11 protein-coding genes are annotated in these 18193 nt (G+C 59.0%); 2 read left to right on the top strand and 9 right to left on the bottom strand.

The annotated features are described in order from the left end of the window. Window positions 1-51 precede the first annotated feature (51 nt). From H6B30_RS05160 to H6B30_RS05140, 5 genes are all read right to left on the bottom strand, one after another. Window positions 52-2091 carry a beta-galactosidase gene (locus H6B30_RS05160; RefSeq protein WP_205108588.1) on the bottom strand — a complete coding sequence of 680 codons (2040 nt, stop codon included), beginning with the start codon at window positions 2089-2091 and terminating at the stop codon, window positions 52-54. A gap of 652 nt (window positions 2092-2743) precedes the next feature. Then, on the bottom strand, window positions 2744-5485 hold the full coding sequence (locus tag H6B30_RS05155; RefSeq protein ID WP_205108586.1) for a DUF8487 domain-containing protein: 2742 nt from the start codon (window positions 5483-5485) through the stop codon (window positions 2744-2746). An 86-nt stretch (window positions 5486-5571) separates the two neighbouring features. Next, complete coding sequence (locus H6B30_RS05150; protein ID WP_205108584.1) at window positions 5572-8853, bottom strand: DUF5107 domain-containing protein; 3282 nt, start codon at window positions 8851-8853, stop codon at window positions 5572-5574. A 201-nt stretch (window positions 8854-9054) separates the two neighbouring features. Beyond that, on the bottom strand, window positions 9055-10440 hold the full coding sequence (locus H6B30_RS05145) for a sugar porter family MFS transporter (RefSeq protein ID WP_205108582.1): 1386 nt from the start codon (window positions 10438-10440) through the stop codon (window positions 9055-9057). 231 nt (window positions 10441-10671) lie between these two features. Next, a complete protein-coding gene (locus H6B30_RS05140; protein WP_205108580.1) occupies window positions 10672-12567 on the bottom strand; it encodes a polysaccharide lyase family protein in 1896 nt (631 codons plus the stop codon). A 423-nt stretch (window positions 12568-12990) separates the two neighbouring features. On the opposite strand from H6B30_RS05140, the gene H6B30_RS05135 reads away from it, so the two are divergent. After that, the gene (locus H6B30_RS05135; RefSeq protein ID WP_205108578.1) at window positions 12991-13872 is read left to right on the top strand and encodes an AraC family transcriptional regulator; all 882 of its coding nucleotides are present in this window, start codon (window positions 12991-12993) and stop codon (window positions 13870-13872) included. A gap of 22 nt (window positions 13873-13894) precedes the next feature. Here H6B30_RS05135 and H6B30_RS05130 read toward each other — a convergent pair whose 3' ends face one another. Continuing rightward, entirely contained in the window at window positions 13895-14479 is a 585-nt protein-coding gene (locus H6B30_RS05130; RefSeq protein ID WP_205108576.1) for a redoxin family protein, read from the bottom strand. Next, window positions 14451-15449, bottom strand: a complete 999-nt coding sequence (locus tag H6B30_RS05125; protein WP_205108574.1) for a hypothetical protein — start codon at window positions 15447-15449, stop codon at window positions 14451-14453. Before H6B30_RS05125 ends, H6B30_RS05130 begins: the two co-directional genes overlap by 29 nt. Window positions 15450-15466: 17 nt before the next feature. Here H6B30_RS05125 and H6B30_RS05120 point away from each other — a divergent pair, with 17 nt between their 5' ends. Continuing rightward, window positions 15467-15706, top strand: a complete 240-nt coding sequence (locus H6B30_RS05120) for a hypothetical protein (RefSeq protein WP_205108572.1) — start codon at window positions 15467-15469, stop codon at window positions 15704-15706. A 34-nt stretch (window positions 15707-15740) separates the two neighbouring features. Here the strand turns inward: H6B30_RS05120 and H6B30_RS05115 are convergent, their stop codons facing one another. Together H6B30_RS05115 and H6B30_RS05110 are read right to left on the bottom strand one after the other, a co-directional pair. After that, window positions 15741-17015, bottom strand: coding sequence for an ABC transporter permease (locus tag H6B30_RS05115; protein WP_205108652.1), 1275 nt, complete (start codon window positions 17013-17015; stop codon window positions 15741-15743). A gap of 4 nt (window positions 17016-17019) precedes the next feature. Continuing rightward, window positions 17020-18108 carry an ABC transporter permease gene (locus H6B30_RS05110; RefSeq protein WP_205108570.1) on the bottom strand — a complete coding sequence of 363 codons (1089 nt, stop codon included), beginning with the start codon at window positions 18106-18108 and terminating at the stop codon, window positions 17020-17022. Between the last annotated feature and the right edge of the window lie 85 nt (window positions 18109-18193).

Below are 18193 nucleotides of genomic sequence, written 5' to 3'. Positions count from 1 at the left end.
AAATAAAATGATGTTGCTTAAAACCTGTTGTTGGCTGCCTGGCAGCCCTGTTCAATACTCTGCGAGGGTGAGTGTGGTCACGCCGTAAACCTGCTCGCCCGGCTCGCTGACGTTGGCCTCACGCGGGAAATACACCGGCATGTCTTTCTGCAACGGCAGTATGCGCAGCTCCAGCCGGCTGCATCCGGCCGGCAGCCGCCATAGCCCGAAAAGGAAGGGGCGGCCGTTGTAGAAGTTGTCGGCCACGAGTTTGCCGTCGGCATAAAGCCGTGCCACGTCGCCCCGGTAGTCAATACGCAGCAGGCGGTCGGCTCGCAGGCTGTCGGCCGGCAGGCCTATGGTGTATACAGCGGCCGCATTGAAGTCGTCGTCGGTAGGCTCTTCGGCCACTTTCTGCACGCCGATGGTTATCTTGCGCGGCTCGCCGGCCTCGCGCACCTTGGCAAGGTCGACGCCCACCTTCATGTCAAGGCGGGCCTCATCAGGCAAGAAGAGTCTTCCGGCCGTCTCAGAGTCGACGAGGTAAATGTTGCGGTAAACTGGCTTACCTATGCCCTTTGGCTTGACGTTTCTGAGCGTCTTGCCGTCGACGCATATCTCTGTGGGCACGCCCTTTATCTGCTCCAGGTATATCTTTCCGTCGCGCTTGGCTATGATTTGCGCCGTTGCATACCTGATACCGTCGATGTTTACCGGGAAGATGCAGGCCGTGCCGGCCGGTATGGTCATAGGCTTGCGGGGGAAGGTGACACCGCATACGCTGAACTGCACGCCCCGCTTGTCTGTCAGGTTCTGCAGTCTCTCGTAGTTGTTGACAAAGACGAAGCCGCTGTCGCCCTGCGAACGGTAAGCCCACCTGAGGTGGCTGTCGTCGCCTTTCTTTATGTCTTGCGGGCACGGAAACGAGGCATCCATCGGTGCCAGCGTCTCGGCGTAGTCGTGCATAAACATGTGCAGCTTGCGCAGAGTGTAGAAATGAGGGTTGCGCTGGCCAAATTCGCCGAGCGGAGCCTGGAAGTCATACGTCTTCACAGGCAGGTCGTTGTGGTTTGTCGCGGGCGTGCGCTGGTTTTCGTTTAGGTATGTCAGCTTGCCGTCGGGGTTGGTGCCGCCGTGGTACATATAGTATCCGAGCAGGTTGCTGCCACTGCCCAGCTTGACAATGGCCAGCGAATAGGCGTCTTCGGGATATACGTAGACGCGGCGATGGTATGAAGTCATCATGCCTCCCCCAAGCTCGCAAGTGAAGTACGGATACTGCTCGTCGCCCTTGCTGAGCCTCTCTTTCTGCTCGCCGAGCTGCTCGCTGGCTATCGCCGTCGAGCTGCGGAAAGCCTTGAAGTTGAACGCCTTGTAATAGTTTCCGGCCGTTTCCTTGGTAGAGCGGTCCCAGAAGCCGTCGGCATAGTCGCCATACAGCGGCAGCATCTCGCCGTAAGGCACGGGCCGCGTAAGCTCGGGCCACCCCGTGCGGGTGTAGAACGGCAGGTCGAAGCCTATCGACAGGGCCAGCTTCTTGAGTGCCATGAGATAGTTGCCGTTGCGCTGCTCGTTGTCAAACTGCACGGCCACTACCGGCCCTCCGTCCTTCCACTGCAAGCCAATCACCTGAGAATAGATTTGCCTGTAGAGATTGTCGACAAACGACATGAACGTCTTGTTGGTGTCGCGCGTGCGGCATCCCTTTGTAAAAACCCAGTCGGGGATGCCACCGCAGCGTGCCTCGCCATGGCAGAACGGGCCTATGCGCAGCACCACGGGCATGCCTTCGGCCTTGCAAACCTCAAGGAAGCGGCGCAGGTCGCGCTGTCCGCTCCAGTCGAATATGCCCTCCTGCTCCTCGACATGGTTCCAAAACACATAGTTGGCGATGATTGTCACGCCGCCATCCTTCATCTTCCGCACCTCGCGCTGCCACTCGTCGGCGGGTATTCGGGAGTAATGCACCTCGCCCATCACGGGCACCACGCGCTTGCCGCCTATGATAAGGCTGCGCGAATCCCACTTTACTTCGGGCACTTGCGCCACAAGGCAGTGTGCTGAAAGCACCATGGCCCCTGCCAGCAAGAATCCTTTCATTAGCTGTTTCATATCAGATTCATATTTTGATTTATTTTTTATTAAACATTATATTGACATAACTGAAAAAACAAAAGAGTATTGCGTGCATACAATCAAATCTTAAAACAAAGTTGCCGGAACAGCCACAGGGGCTGCACAACGCCATACTGCCGCAGCCACGGCGGCCTGCCACGGCAAGCCCCCGGCCTGTGCCGCCCATCTGGGGGCCACCCGTATGCCCTCCGGGCCGTACATTGGGCCGGGCATCAGGGCTGCATGCATGACACGCAGCAGACCATTTGCATGTTTCATACTACACATTACGTTTGTTGATTCATGTAGTTTGCCATCATCATTATCTTAAAATAGCGCATTCGACGCACTCGCACAGACATCAAGCAATGCCCCGGGCAAAACATCGCCATGCCGCCATGCACCAATGCCCCCACCGGGCCTGCCGGGCCTACGCACTCCTTCTGCCAAACGCCATTGACCGGACAGGTTTGCAACATCGGCCGTATTGCCTTGCGAAACAACGCTTTTCGGCCCTCAGAACGGGCCGTTTTGCAGCAGGAAACGGCCCGTTCTGCAACGCGCTGTGTGACACGTGGTTACGCCACCGGCCACAGCCTGAACAAGCAAGTGGCACGAAAGGGCTTGCTGGCTGAGCCGCATACCGGTGTCAGTAGATAGACTCGGCACCGGTCTTAATGCTGTTGTCGGTAGCCGAGATAAACGAACGCAGCTCGCCTACGGTCATTTCTGCGGCAGGGGCAAAGTCGTCGGAGTTCATGTAACGCAACAGGCTGACCGCCATCTGGCGCGCCTCTGGGCACGAATTCATCTTCTCGATGAGGTTCATCGACGTGAACAGCAGTCTGCCACCGCCGCAACGCGCCTCGATGGCAGCAGCAAGACGGCGGTTGTTGGCAAAGTTGTCTATCACGCTCACTATCGGAACGACATTGCGCAGCGAATCCGTCACCAGCACCTTTGAGTTCTTCATCAGCCCCCACCACTGCCAGTCGGAATGCGACTCTGTGGGGAACGACGCCAGCGCGGGATGGCTCGGGTTGCAGAGCACGCCCATGGTGCCGGCTTGCTTGGGGAAGTGGACAGGGCTCCAGAACACAGGCACAAACTTGCCTTCAAGCCCCTTGAGGTGCTTTTCGGCGGGCGAGAAAAGCACCTTGCGGCCTTTGGCCAGCGCCCTGGCAGCCTCGTCGCAATCGGCCGTCAGCACCACGTCGCCACAATCAAGCCCCGCGGTGGGCGGATACACCCAGATGTGCCAGCTGTTGCGCCACGGAGTGCCGTCCAAAGCCACGCGCAACGTTAGCCGGCAAGGCCCGGCCACGCCGCCCAAATCCACCTTGACGCGCCCCAGGGCAGTAAGGCCGCCCTGAGCGATGGTGCCGCAGTCTGTCGCGCCGCTGCCCACGGTGCGCCCCAAGTCGTCGGCCAGCGTCCACACGAGGCGGCCGCCCGCAATGGCTTCACGCCCGTAGTTGGCCACCTCGACGGCCGCATCAAACGTCTCGTCGGTTGTGTAAACCGCCTTGCCATACCGCGCCAGCGGAACAACGGGGGCGCAGAAACAGCGGAAATCGGCGGGAGACATAAAGCCCTTGTTGTCCCAAAAGGCATCTACAAGACCCACGAGGGCCGTGCTCTGGCCCGGGAAGTCCTGAAGGCCGAGCAGTTGGAAGCCACTGAACCCAGGCGTCTTCAACGCACGCTCCACCTCCTCTTTATACAGAATGGCGGCAAAACGCCCCGAGGCATCAAAGAAATCGTCGGCCAACTTGAGCAGTCCCTTGTCGCGCAAGTCGTCGCGCACGGCCTTGAAGTTGAGCGGGTCGAGCACCCCGGTGTACTTCTCAATCTCACGGACATTGGGATATACGGCATACTGGCCTATCTCGTGAGAAATCAAAGGGACGGAAGGCGTGCCCACGGATGCGGCATAGTCTTTTTCAAACGACGGGCGCTCGGCATCAAACACGCCCTGGCCGCGCACCCAGCCACTGTCGGTACGCTGGGTGACAAAGAACTGGTCTTCGGGCTCGGGATGCCCTCCGTGGCCGCGCTCAAAGGTGTATGTGGTTGTTGAATAAAGGTGGCGGGGGTCTTTCTGCTTCATGTCGCGCACCATGGAATTGAGCACCGTGAAGTCACTCTGCAGCTCATTGCCACAGCTTACGAGGCACAGCGACGGATGGTTGCCATAGTTTGCCACAATGTTGTCGAACTCACGGCGCAAGAAAAGCTCCACCGCCTTGTCGCGCCCGATGTTGAGCGACCAGCAGGGCAGCTCAACCTGCAGGTAGAACCCCATGCGGTCGGCCACCCTGAAGGCTGCCTCGGGAGGGCAGTAGGAGTGGAAGCGCAGGTGGTTGAGGCCCCAGTCGCGCGCAGTGGCAAACACTTTCAGCCATCCGTCTTCGGTTGTCGGCGGCGTGCCGGTGAGCGGAAAGACACAGCACTCGAGCGTGCCCCGCAGGAAGGTGCGCCGCCCATTGACCAGCAGTCGGCCTCCTTCGGAGCCAATCTCGCGCATGCCGAAGGTAACATTGCGCCCTGCATGTATGCCACCGCCGTCATATTCGGCTGTAAGCTCGTAGAGTGTGGGGTCGAACTCGCTCCACAGCCTTACGTCGTCGCCCATGTCATACCATGCCGTGACGTCGGTTGCAGAGTCGGGCAATGCCACCCTCAGGCTCTTCACAGGCAGCCTGCAACCTGTTGAAAGTTGCCTCACGCCCAAGGTGAGCACGCCCTTGGCGCGACCGCCGCCATGCTTCGACAGCCTGGCAGCCACGCTGATGCGCCGTCCGGCCACGTCGGGATAAACATCGAGCGACGCTATCTCGACGTCGGCCAGCGCCGTTATCTCCATCCGTCCGAGCACCCCGTTCCATTTGATTTGTGTCTCATCGGTGTAGGCATGGCACATCTCATTGTACGATATATCGTATTGCTTGCTGTTGTCCACGCGAAGCTCTATCTCATGGGCGCCTTCGGCAAGCCCCCGGGGGATGGTGTAGACATGCGGGGAGACAAGGCTTTCCTGGCTCTGGCCCATGTCGCGACCGTCAACAAAAAGCCGGCTGTGCCACAACACACGCTCAAACGTTACCCTAAGCGGCCGTCCGGCCATGGCCTTGGGTATGTCGACACGGCGCAGGTAACGCGCCTCGCCCATGAAACAATGGCGTCGCGTGAGGTGGGTCAGCTGTGGCTTGGCCATTGCCGGCCCCAGCCTGTTAGGCTCTCCGAGGCGTGCGTCATCGGTGGTTCCGGGCAGTCTGACTGGCGTCGTGCCCCCGCAAAGCCATTCGCCGCTGATGTCAAGGCAGTCTTGCGCGGCGGCGGCTGAAGCCATGACGGCCACGAGTATCAATGAAAACAGATATTTGTACATAAGAAAAAGAACAATGTGCTAAGACGGGTTTGCAGATAAAGGCAAGCCGGTGGGCCATGACCAAAGCCACGGCCCACCGGCGTCAATCAAAACAACGAATGCAACGTGCGCAGTGCCTGCACTCCCTGGTGGTTTATGTCCATGCGCTCTACCTCGCCGAGATAGCGCAGCGCGTGCTTCATGTCGCCCAGTCCGTAATAGCCGAGCGCAAGCATATACGTGCAGTGTATGGCGTTCTTCGCGTCGAGCGAGTCTTCCCAGATGAGCAGGTCGGGCAATGAAACGGCAAAATAATCCATCACCACCTTCTCAAAAACATGCTGCTTGCCATAGTTGACAAGTCGATGGAAGCGCCCGTTGGCCTCGCCCTGCCTGCCAAGGCGCATCAGGGCAAGCCCCTGATAGAATATCTTGTCGGGCTTGGCGTCGTTGTAATACATGGCCGCCGCAGGCTCCTGGGGCCCCTTGGTGGCTTTTTCCCAGCACTCGCGGGCCTTGGCCTCGTTGCCCATGGCGCTGTATGCGCAGCCGAGGAAGTAGTGGAAATCGTTTTCCTGGGCCCCTTCGAGCCTGCCCTCGCCGAGGTTGTGCGGATAGACGAGGCACTCGTCGAGCAGCCTTATGGCCTTTTCATACTCATGCGACGCCAGCGCCCGCTTGGCCAGCTCGACGCGGCACGTCTGGTATTGGGCCGTCACCTTGCCTTCGCCTCCTTCCCACGGGTGGAACACATGGCCGTCGATGATGGCCATGGCCTCCTCGTAGCGTCCTGTCTGGTTAAGTAGCGTGGCCTCTTCGAGCAGCAAGTCGTCGCGCCGGGCCACGAGTTCGGGATGGCTCATCAGGCGTTCGAGGCGCCAGGCGTGCGGTTTCTGCAGGCGCTTGTAAAGCTGGTCGAGCTCCATCAGCACGCGGGCGTCGGTCTCATCGAGGCTGAATGCCCTCTCCATGCACTCGAGTGCCCGCTCGTGCTCGCCCTGTTTGTTGAACAAAGCCAGCGCCATGTTGCGCCAAACGGTGGGGAACTGCGGGTCGAGTTCGGCCGAACGCTGCCACAGTTCGGTGGCCACGCCATACTGGCGCTTGTCGTAATATAGGCAGCCCAGATAGTAAGGAGCGCGCGCATCCTGCGGGTTGGCGTCCATGGCGGCCTGCAGCGCCAGCACGTCTTCGATGCGGTTGGGGAAGCAATAGGCCGCATCGGCTGCGGCAGCACGGGCAAACGCGCCCGCATCGCCGGCCCAACCCATGTAGTAATAGGTCATCGGCGTGACCGCACCGGCGCTTTCGGCCATGCCCCACACGGCCAACGCCTCTTCCGGGCGGCCCATCTGCATGTAGTCGAGAGCCAGTTCGTCGTAGTTGTTTGGCATGCCGTGCATCATCTCGCGCAGCTTGTCGAGCAACAGTCCGTCGGCCGTGATGATGTATTTCTCGTAGAGGCAACCGTAGTTGAAGGGGTCGAGGGCCACCGACTCGTCGCATAATGCCACGGCATCGGCCTCGCGTCCCAACACCCTGAGCACCGTTGCGAGCAGCGCGCGGGCCTTGTGGTTGCGTCGGTTGTTGTCGAGCGCACGTTCCGCCTCGTCGAGAGCATCGTCAAGTCGGCCCTGCATCAACGACAGTTGTGCGGCTGCCAGATAGCCGGCATCGGCCCATGCCTTGTTCCATGTCGACTTCCAGAACAGCTCGTATGCCTCGTCGCAACGTCCCATGCACTTGAGGCAGAGGGCCAGGTTGTATATCGGCTCGCCGTCGTATGGGTTTGGGTTGCGGCGCATTATCACCCCGACGGCACGCCTGAGGTAAGGCTCGGCAACGGCAAAGCGTCCGCGGCGCAGGTACCACAGGCCGAGAGCGTTGTTGCAACGGTAGTCGTCTGGGTCGCGGCGCAACGCCTCTTCATAGTAATCTACGGGCGAGAAGGTGGCGTGGCGGTACTGTTCGAGATGAAGCCCGGTAAGGTAAAGCTGCTCTGTTGTCTTTATCTCGGCCGGTTGCAGGGCCGCTTCGGCGGCATTGGGCACGGGGCGTATCTCGTCGGGCTCGGCGTGCCATGAAAGCGAAAGCACCCTCCGGCCATTGTCGTGGATGATGTACAGCTCTACGGTAAGGGCGTCGAGGGGTGTTCCGCATACATCTACAATCTCGTCGAACACGGCCTCCGGGCTCATGTCGATAGTGTTTCCATACAACACCCTGCCCCCTTCGTCGCCCCTGACGAGCACCTCTACGCGGGCCTTGCACGTGGCCTGGACCATCAGCCTGGCCCGCCCGCCGGCCTCAACAATGTTCATCACCAGGTCGCGCGAGGCGTTCTTGACTATCCCCAGTTCGCGATACGGCATGAAATACTGCGTGAAACGCTTCTCTTCATAAGGCATCAGCCACGTGAAGTCGGGCTGGTTTTCAGTGTAGACACCGGCCATCAGCTCGATGTACGGGCCGTCGCTGTCGGTCAGGTTGCGATCCCAGGCACGCCCGAAATCGCCGTTGCCCCATGTCCACTGCTTCTTTCCGGGCGACAGGTGGTGGCTTGCCACATGCAGCATACCCCCATGTGAGTCGTTCTCGTAGCCCCCCTCGAAGTCGTACTTTGAGTTGACGGCCATGTAAGACGTGGGCACCTTTATGTTCTTATAGTTGGAAATGTCCACTCCCGCCGAGTAGTCCATCTTGTAATATGTGCCCGTTGCTATCGGGAAAGAGCTCACGGCGCGCTTGCCGTGGTCGAAAACGGCGTTGATGTCGGGCGGGAACACGCTCTGGTATTCGTCGTTCACCGCCACAGCCGGGTTGGCCCACCACAGGAATGTCTGCGGCATCGGCGTACGGTTATACAAATGTCCGCGTATCTCGAGGCGGGCGCAACCGGGCCGCAGGGTGAATCCGGCCATGCCCTTCTGGTGGAACATGCGCTCCATCTCGTTGACCCAGACCGTTACCGAGCCGTCGGCATTCTCCTCGATGGTGCTGTCCACGGGCAGGAAAGTTGACGGACGGTGGTGCTGCGGCCAGTTAAACTCGATGCCGCCGGATATCCACGGTCCCGTAAGACCTACGAGGGCAGGCTTCACCACGTGGTTGTAATACACGAAATGGCGCTGCTTCACTTTGTCGTATGCCATCTGTACCCTTCCCCCGAGCTCGGGAAGAATCATCACTTTGATGTATTCGTTCTCAAGAAACACTGCATTGTATTGCTTGTCGTGCTTCTCGTCGGCTATCGATTCTATCACGGGATAGGGATAAACCACGCCACTCGAGCCTTGGTATACGCGCTTCTCGAGAAACATAGGGTTCTTGTCGGGCTTGCCGACTTCATAGGTTGGTATTGTCACAACCTCTCTCCATGCTTTTACCATAGTGCTAAATATAAGCCACTCCCTACCCCTCCCCCGTGGGGAGGGAACCCAGTGCCGGGGATGTCGACACTGTACTGGGAGTGGGGTTGGTGTTTGTCTTTATTTAATATATGTCTCGTTGTATATCATAATGAGATGCTTTGCCGCTGCATTCCGGCCAACGGGCTCCCTCCCCGTTATGGGGAGGGCTGGGGAGGGGCCTCACCCCACCATCTCTTTCTCCAGTTCTTCGAGCGACTTCCCCTTGGTTTCGGGCAGGCGGAACACAAAGAACAGCAGGCCGAAGAGGCACACCGCCGAGTAAATCCAGAACGTGCCGTAGCTGCCGAGGGCAGTGTTGAGCAGCGGGAAGGTGTAGGTGAGCGTAGAAGAACCCACCCACAGGGAAAAGGTACACGTGGCCACGGCCACGGCCCGCACCTTGTTGGGGAACAGTTCGGATATGAGCACCCACGTGCAAGGGCCAAGCGTCATGGCATAGCAGGCTATGGCGAGCACCACGAGCACAATCATGAAGAAGCCGGTGACGTGGAAGTAGTAGCACACACCAAGTATAAGGTAGATGGCGCAAAGCCCTCCGGCACCGAGCAACATCAGGGCCCGCCGCCCAAGACGGTCGACGGTGAATATCGCAACGATGGTAAACACCACGTTGGCGATGCCGGTCACGACGATGTTGAACAGCACATCGCCTATCTCATATCCCGCCGACTGGAAGATTTCCTGTGCATAATTGAATATGACATTGGTGCCGCACCACTGCTGGAAGACCGCAATGACTACGCCGAGCAGCAGCACGCGGCGGAACGGACGGCAGAAAAGCATGCCCAAACCGCCCTGTTGAGCATCGGCGGCATTGGCCGACTTGACCGCCGCAAGCTCACGGCCGGCATACTCTGAGCCCCCTATGTGGGTCAGGATGGCAAGAGCTTCGGCGTCATTTCCCTTCAACGCGAGCCACCGCGGACTCTCCGAAATGAAGAAGGCGAGCACAAGGAACAAGGCTGAAGGCACTGCGGCAGCCCAGAACATCCACCGCCATGCCATCTGTCCGTTCCACGACGCGGCGATGTCGGCGGCTGTGCTGCCACCGGGTATTGGCTCGGCAATGAGCCAGTTGGTTATCTGCGCACCGAGTATACCGAGCACGATGGTCATCTGGTTGAGCGACACGAGCTTGCCGCGCACCTTTGTCGGGGCCACCTCGGCTATGTACATGGGCGACAGCCCGGAGGCGACGCCAATGCCGATGCCGCCGAAGAAGCGGGCCACGAGGAAAGAGTGGAAGTCGGAAAAAGCCCCGGTGGCTACCGACGAGAGCAGGAATATGAGCGCCGACACCACCAGCAGGCGCCTGCGGCCTATGCGGTCGGCCAGCGTGCCGCACAGCATGGCACCTATCATGCACCCTACCAATGCAATGGTCATGGCCAGACCTTGGGCCGACGGTGAGTCGGCAATGCCGAAATAAAGTTCGTAGAACGGCTTCGCCCCGCCGATAACGACCCAGTCGTAGCCAAAGAGCAGGCCGCCCAATGCCGACACGAGGCAAATGAAATAGACAAATTTCTTGTTGTAACTGTCCATAATTATATTGCGTTAGGTTTTTAGTTTGAGTCTCGGTGCAAAGATAATGAATATGGACAAGAGCGACAATAGACAAAAGCAACTAAAAAGATGGACAATATTACGGAAACGGCCACGGCATAGAACGAGCTTGGCCGAAGGCTGAAAAACAGCCTCCAGCACCGGCGTGCGGGAGGCTGTGGAAGTCGGCCGTGCTGCCGCCGACGGCTGATGCCGCAGCGGCAGGCTTGTTTAAAGCACTATTTTCCCCGACCGGGCGCCACGGCGATAGATGTAGATGCCGCCATCCAACCCGGCCTCGCCTATGGAGTTGAACACGCCAATCTTCTGCCCGCCGACGGTGAACAGCTCTACCGGCCCGTCGGCCACCTCGACGTCGGCCTCGGATATGCCCGACACCACTTTCGCGCCGGCCTCAAGCTTGATGCAATCGTACATCACCCCGCCATTGCTCCGTATGCCCGACATGGTGAACGCCACCGTGTTGGTGCCTTTGTGAAGCACGGATGCGGGAAACTCACACGTCTCGACACGGTGGTTGCCGCCCAGCACAGCACTGCGGTATATGGCTGCATCGTTCTGGGCGAGGTTCCAATTGGCCTGCACAGTGCCGTTGACGGCCACCTCGACCTTGGGGTTGTTGGTCACCCCGGCCATCGAAGCAGTGAGCAGGGCCGTGCCCGACAGGTTGTCGTCGAGATTGAACGACACCGTCCACGTGCCGTTCTTGGTCTGCGCGAAATACCAGTCGGTGGCCGGGTCGCTCTCACCTATTATATAATTAAGGTCGGCAGGGGGCAGCTCCCACAGCCCGTAAGCCCTGCAGGTGTCGCTATACATGAACCCGTCGGCCAAGCGATTGTTTTCCCCTATCTGCCACAACAGCCGCTCACGGCACTCTGGCGTCCACTCGACAACGCCGAGGTCGACGTCAGAACCGCCCACCTCGATGTCGGCGCGCTGCAGTTCGTCGGTCACGCCCCCCTTGGTTGCATATCCGTAAAGCGTGTAGGTGCCCTTGCGCACATTGGGAATGGCAAACGAACCGTCGGATCCTGTCATTGCCCAAAACATATATCCCTTGCCCTGGGCGTAGGGAGAGGTGCCGGCCTCGGCCAGCACCAGCTGCACACTGTCGCATGGCTGCCCGGTGGTAACGCTGAGCCGCCCCCTCACCGTCGACCTGTCGAGCGGATAGAGCTCATGGTCAAACCAAGCGAAAGGCCACTCCGCCTGCTGCTGCGAGGCCTGCCGCTTGGCGTCGGCAATCATCTGTTGCTGTGAGCCACGGTTGAGGTAGATGAGGAACGGGCCGTAAATCTTGCGTTCGCCATCCTCGTAACGCTGCGACGAAGCGCCGAAGTGCTCGCCCTGGAGCATCTGTATCGTGATGGGCGACTTGCTCGTTGCATGCACCGTAAGCTCCTGCCTCATAGGGCCTCCGTTGAGCCACTCGTGGCTGCAAGGTATGTTCCACACGCCCGAGTTGACGTTCATGAGCCCGTGAAGGCTGTCGCGCACCACATACTGCGCCCAGTCGTACTTGGTGTATATCGACCCGTCGGCCATGCGGTATGTGGCATCCTGCACCACGTTCTCCTCGCGCTCGGCCACGGCCATCTCGGCATTGGTTGGTATCTTGCCATTCATCACCTCGTCGACATAACCGTTGACAAACGAAGAATTGAGCCTGGTGCACACCCGAGCCTCCCTCAGGTTGACCCCGGACGACGTGGGCGTGCCGTTGGCCACTACGTAGACGTAGACCCCGTTGACGCCCTTTCGCATGATGAAGCCCTGTTCGAAGCGCAGGTCGGCGGTGGTATTGCTGAACACAACCTCCGCGTAGTCGGCAGTCTGCCTTACTATTTTCGACGTAGTCGGGTTGAGGTTGTCGTTCTTGTCGGCCGTGTAGTCAAAATAGACACCATTGCTTGCCAGCACATTGGGGCCCCCGCGGAAAGTCATCTCGCTGATGCGTCCGTTGCTGCCGATGCTCACCGACACCGTTCCGTTGGACATTTTGTAGCTGTCGCCGTTGCGGGTAAGCGTCACGTCCGACTGTGCGCTTGCCCCAATCCACACCATGGCTGCCATGCCTATGGCTGAAAGTAAACGTTGTCTCATTCGCTGATAAGTTTTAGTTATAGTTATAGTTAGTGCCGCCCCAAACACGGTTGCGACGCACAAAGGTAGCTCTTTTTGCAGCAAAAATCACAGATTGTGATTGCGAACGGGTGTGTTTAACGTTTTTTACACTTGCGGCTGCGCCGTTTGCCGGCCTGCCGCACACAGTGGGCAAGGGCCTGCGGCAGGCCTGCCGGGGCACGTGAGCCACGGAGGCACGGTGCAGAGGAAACACCGAAAGCGGCAAGCGCCCACCCACAGCCACCACGGCTGCGTGCCGGGCGATGGCAGCCAGCCCCACCACAAGTAGCGGCCGTGGCTGGAAGACAGGCGGCAATGGTGGCCCGTGGGCAGCGTTTTGCAGGCAAAAGTTTTGGTGAACAGAAGAAAAATACTAACTTAGTGGCGGCAAAAAGCAATGGTATGAAACAGAAAGACGGATTCAACGGCGAACAGGTGATAGTATTGCCGCAGATGGCCATCGACATTGAGAGCGCCGACCCGCTGGCTTCCAGCCTATACATAACAGACATAGGATACTACCCCAAGGCCGCCGGCCACTACCGCGAACGCACGCAACCCATTTCGCAATACGTGCTGATATACTGTGTAGAGGGCGCGGGGTGGTACTGTGTAGGCGGCGAAAGGCATGACGTAGGGGCCGACCAGTATGTAATCCTGCCTGCCGGCAAACCGCACACATACGCCGCCGACGAACAAGAGCCGTGGACCATCTACTGGGTTCACTTCACCGGGGCGCATGCCGCCATCTATGCCGAAGGCGCCCTCAGGCCAAACGACGTAAAGCCGGGGGCCATGTCGCGCATCAGCGAGCGCAACAACATTTTCGAGGAAATATTTGTAACGCTGCGCAACGGGTACGGACGGGAGAACCTGCGCTACGCCTCGTCGCTGCTGCACCACTACCTGGCGTCGATGAGATACATAACGCTGTTCCGCAATGCCGACCCGAAGCCACGCTCTACCGACGTTGTCGGGGCGGCAATACACTATATGAAAGAGAACGCGGAGAAGCATCTGTCGCTGCGCGACATAGCCGGCTACACGGGCTATTCGCCTTCTCACTTCTCGTCGATGTTCAAGCAGCAGACCGGCCACAGCCCGCTTGGATACTTCAACTTGCTGAAAATAAATCTGGCGTGCCGCCTGCTGGCATCCACCGGGATGAAGGTCAACCAGATATGCCATAAGGTCGGCATTGAAGACTGCTACTATTTCTCACGCCTTTTTGCCAAGACCATGGGCATGTCGCCCAAGCAATACAGGCACGAAAGGCAAGGCTGACGCGCCCGCCGGCGCCCGGCGGCTACCTTGCCCCGGCCTCCCTCAGGGCCTTCGCAAGCTCGGCAGCCTGGCCGGGCCTGGGCACCACGCCACCTACCACATTGCCCTCGCGGTCTATTATTATATATGTGGGGAAAGCATCCACCGAAAGATAGCTCTCGATGGCGGCCTGCTGGTCAGGCGGAAGGTTGAAGCTGACTGAGCCGGGGGCATCAAGCCCGAACCGCGAGACGAGCTCTCGGTACAGCTCGCCGTTGGTATTGTTGGCCAGATAAATGAAAACCACACCCTCGGAGCGCAGCTTGTCGCGCAGGGCCTGCGCATGTTTCATCTCTGCAAGGCACGGTGCGCACCACCCTCCCCACAGGTCCAGGTATACAACCTTGCCGCGATAAGGCCGCAGAAGTTTCTCAAACAACAGCCTCCCCTTGGCTTTCAACGAGTCGACAACAACCTGCCCTGCTCCCGACGCCGGGCATTGGGTTGCCTGTATGAGCTTGTTTTCCAGCACGAAACGCAACGGGGCATATACTTTCCTGAACGACGTGGCCGCCCACGATGGCGGAAACGCAGACGCCTCATAGTCGGCCGCAAACCCGGCAACCACCCGGCGGCATAGCGCCGGCACGCCATTGGTCGCGGCCAACCCGGCGGACAGCTCCCCCCGACCTGTCGGCGGTGAGTTCGCTCCACGCCTTGTAAGTGCATTCAAAGGCATAGCAGAAGCGGCCGTAAGCCTCAAGGCAGCGCCTGGTAGCAGCCGAGATGCCCGGTCGGACGGCGCAAATAGAATCGATGGACAGCCGGCTCTTTGCCCAAGAGCGGCCGAAAGCAGCCAAGGCAGAGTCGAGACCGTCGGTCTGCATCGGGAAAGTAAGCCTGTAAACAGAGGTTGCCCCTGCTGCCATCAGTTCGTTGTTCACCCTCGATTGGCTGCCCATGAAATAGGCACGCCCGTCGATGTCGTCGACGTAAAGCAGCGCGGTGTCGCCCGGACTGCAGTAGGCCATGACCGAAGCAATGGGCCGGCCCACTGTGTCGGCCCTGCTCAAAAGGCGCAGGCAGGCCGGTCTTCGGGTGGCATGGCGCACAACGACGCGGCCCAGCGAATCGGCATGGGGATGAAGCAAGACGCTTCCGGGCATCGAGTCGTCAACAAGTTCAAGGTAGTCGTAATACTGACGGCGGCTGCGGCTCACCAAAACGAAGGTGGCGGTATCCGTGCGCTGCAGGGGCGCCAACGCCATGGTGTCGGCCGAAGGCGATGGATATGGCGGCACAAAAGGCCCGGAAAACTCGGTCACGGCATGGCTCTGCCCGCCGACTGCAACCCTGCCGCGCCCCAACGACACGCCTACCTGACGGTTGGCCGAAGTAAGCCGGTAGCCGCCGCCCGCCTCTTTGTCGCAACGCCATAAGCAATCATCGTAGACGGCACGGTCGCCAATCAATCCAATAATCCACTCGCCGGTAGCGACGTCGCGCAAGAAAACTCCGGCGGAACCGGCCTGTGCCAACGACGCGGAGGGCGCGGCCAACACTGCCAGCAAGGCAAGCAAAACCATCGAACGACTCATATAGACAACTATTTTATATGATGAACATTTTCAACATTTCACCCGTCATTAAGCCACGCCTGTGGAAACGCTGCGCAAAACGGGCCATGACGGCCTGCAAAACGGCCCTTACGGCAATGCGGAAAGGCCCGTTCGGCAGCATAAAGCGGCGTGTTTGGCAAGCCGCTGGCTGTCAGATAGTTATGGAAAATGGCAAATGCGGCATCATTTTTTTACAAAAGCAATGCCGCAAAATCACTCACGCCTGCGCGCCATAAGCCCGGTGCCAGGCGGCTTCGGGGCAGACTGCAGTCACTTGCGGGCCGCGCGCTCACGCAAGCGGCGCTTCACCTCGCGGCGCCGGCGGATGTAGTCGAGCCTGTCGAGTGCATGGCGGCGCGACTGTATTATCTGGTGACGGTACACCAGGCAGGCCAGCAGGAAGTAGGCAGCAGCCTGCACCCACAAGGCCCTATACTCGAAGGCCACGTCGTAAAGCGACGCCCCGAGGGTGTTGACACGCACGTAAGCCCTGATGCCGAAGGTTGAAGGAAACAGCCACGAGAAGCATTCCCAATACCACGGCATGTTGCTCTGCGGCCAAGACACGCCCGAGAGAAACAGCAACGGCACGGAAGCGAAGACCACCAGCAGCATTACGTTCTCACGGTAACGCACCATGCACGACACAACCATGCCGAAAAAGATGCTCGCAAATATATATGGCAGCATTATGGCGAGCAGCACCGAGGGCTCGGCCAGCACAACGAAATGGAACAGGCGGGGCACTATCATCGACAGGTAGGAGCCCAGCACGGCGTAAATCATGAAATAACACATGGCCTTGCCCATGACAATGCGGAACATTCCCTGGTAGCTGCGGCTGAAGGGAATAAGGTCTTGGTAACGGTTGCGCTCGCGGGCGGTGCCGGCCGACAGGCCTATGCCCAGCACGAGCGTCTGCTGCAGTATGAGCATGAGCACCGCCGGCAGTATGAACGAGCCGTAACCGCCCGACGGATTGAACATTGGCACGGGTGTCACGGCCATCGGGCTCGTGGTGACAAGGTCTTCACGGTCGGTCGTGTTGCCCGCCACCTTCACCTGCAACTGGCTGTTCATGTCGAGGGCAACGCTCATGGCCGTCTGGTAAACGGCCTTGTAGGTGAGCATGAGGCTCATGTCGCAGTATACGCTGACGGCCGTCTGCTCCATGCGGTTGAGCCGCGTAGAGAAATCAGACGGCAGGTAATAAATGCCTTTCACCACCTGACGGCTGAGCAGCGCACGGGCCTCGTCCATGTCGGATGCGTAGCACAGCACCCGCACATCGGGCGAAGCGTCGCAATGGCGCACGAACTCACGGCTCATGGCCGTGCGCGAGTTGTCGACAACGGCCACCGGCACATCGCGCACTACCTCATTGTTGTATATCCAGGAGTAAAGCAACGGATAGAGCAAGGGCACGAGGATGAAAAATATAAGCACACCTTCGTCGCGGACGGTCTGCCTCATCTCTTCCGCCCAAATGCGGCAGGCGTCGACCACTCCGCCGCGTATCTTGTTTATGATTCCGTCTTCTCTCATCACGTCAAGGAATATATACGTAGGTAAGCATGGCGTTGCGTATCTTGCGCAACACCATTATCGGCAACAAGGCAAAGGCCACCAACGCCGCTATGTGGAACCATGCGTCGAGCATTTCGTAACCGTTGAACACCGTAATCTGGTAAACCATGAAGTAATGGCGCAACGGGAAGAGCCACGAAAGAGACTCCAAGGCGGAGTCCATGCCCATCACCGGAAATGCCGAACCGGCCATCGAGAAGCTCAGCACGGCCCAAAGCGAGCACACACTCATCGACATACGCAACGATGGCATGAGCCCGAAGGCGAATATTCCGAACCCTTGCGACGACAAGACCGTGGCCAACCCGAGCATGGCTATGCGCATGATGCCACCCGGATGGGGAAAGCCGAGCACCCCGAAGACATAGTACATGTATCCGTAGACTATGGCGAGGAATATCAGTGTCTGCGGCAGCATCTTGCCGGCAAGCGCCACCACGATGTTGCCGTCGGCCATCGACAGCCACTGGCGTGAACGCTTGAACTTAAGCTCTGTACCCAATGAATATGCCGTTATGAGGAAGATGAACAGCATGATGACGCCGGGCACGAGCACGGTACTGAGGTATATGTTATAGTTTGTCCACGGATTGGATATCTGGTGTAGGTCGATTACGATGGGCTGGAGGAACGACTGTATCTGCGCGGGGGGCACACCCTTGGCCTGGAGCGTTGCCATGCCCACCGAAGCGGAGCCGAGCGTGGTTATGGTGGTAAGGTCGCGGTAGAGCAAAGTGCCCGCCGCGTAGTAGGCCATGTTGTAGTAAAACGACACTGTTGGGCGCCGCTGGGCCAGCAACTTGTCGGAAGTGCCTTCGGGAATGTACAGGAATGCGTATATCTCACCTGCCTGGACGGCCTTGCGAGCATCGCGCACTGTGGGGTAGACGGCCACTACATGGCTGGTCTGGAAGGCGTCGAGCCGGCGCACAAGCTGCCGGCTTAGCGACGAATGGTCGTGGTCTACCACACCGACAGGCATGTCGGTGGGCTGCCCCTCCTGCATCATGGATGTGAAAAAAAACATCACCAGAAGCGGGAACACAACCATGCAAAACCAGTAGATGGGGTTTTTGCGCAGTATGCAACATTCGCGCCACGCTATACGCGCGACTTGGCTGAGACACTCTTTTAAC

The sequence above is a fragment of the Marseilla massiliensis genome (assembly GCF_016899955.1).
In the GTDB taxonomy this organism is placed as follows: domain Bacteria; phylum Bacteroidota; class Bacteroidia; order Bacteroidales; family Bacteroidaceae; genus Prevotella; species Prevotella intestinigallinarum.
This window is presented reverse-complemented; position numbering and strand designations above follow the sequence as displayed.

What these genes read in the sequence shown, in the direction of transcription:
- H6B30_RS05160 (WP_205108588.1), bottom strand. Translation starts at nt 2,091, where the DNA reads ATGAAACAGCTAATGAAAGGATTCTTGCTGGCAGGGGCCATGGTGCTT.
- H6B30_RS05155 (WP_205108586.1), bottom strand. Translation starts at nt 5,485, where the DNA reads ATGTACAAATATCTGTTTTCATTGATACTCGTGGCCGTCATGGCTTCA.
- H6B30_RS05150 (WP_205108584.1), bottom strand. Translation starts at nt 8,853, where the DNA reads ATGGTAAAAGCATGGAGAGAGGTTGTGACAATACCAACCTATGAAGTC.
- H6B30_RS05145 (WP_205108582.1), bottom strand. Translation starts at nt 10,440, where the DNA reads ATGGACAGTTACAACAAGAAATTTGTCTATTTCATTTGCCTCGTGTCG.
- H6B30_RS05140 (WP_205108580.1), bottom strand. Translation starts at nt 12,567, where the DNA reads ATGAGACAACGTTTACTTTCAGCCATAGGCATGGCAGCCATGGTGTGG.
- H6B30_RS05135 (WP_205108578.1), top strand. Translation starts at nt 12,991, where the DNA reads ATGAAACAGAAAGACGGATTCAACGGCGAACAGGTGATAGTATTGCCG.
- H6B30_RS05125 (WP_205108574.1), bottom strand. Translation starts at nt 15,449, where the DNA reads ATGAGTCGTTCGATGGTTTTGCTTGCCTTGCTGGCAGTGTTGGCCGCG.
- H6B30_RS05120 (WP_205108572.1), top strand. Translation starts at nt 15,467, where the DNA reads ATGATGAACATTTTCAACATTTCACCCGTCATTAAGCCACGCCTGTGG.
- H6B30_RS05115 (WP_205108652.1), bottom strand. Translation starts at nt 17,015, where the DNA reads ATGAGAGAAGACGGAATCATAAACAAGATACGCGGCGGAGTGGTCGAC.
- H6B30_RS05110 (WP_205108570.1), bottom strand. Translation starts at nt 18,108, where the DNA reads ATGGTTGTGTTCCCGCTTCTGGTGATGTTTTTTTTCACATCCATGATG.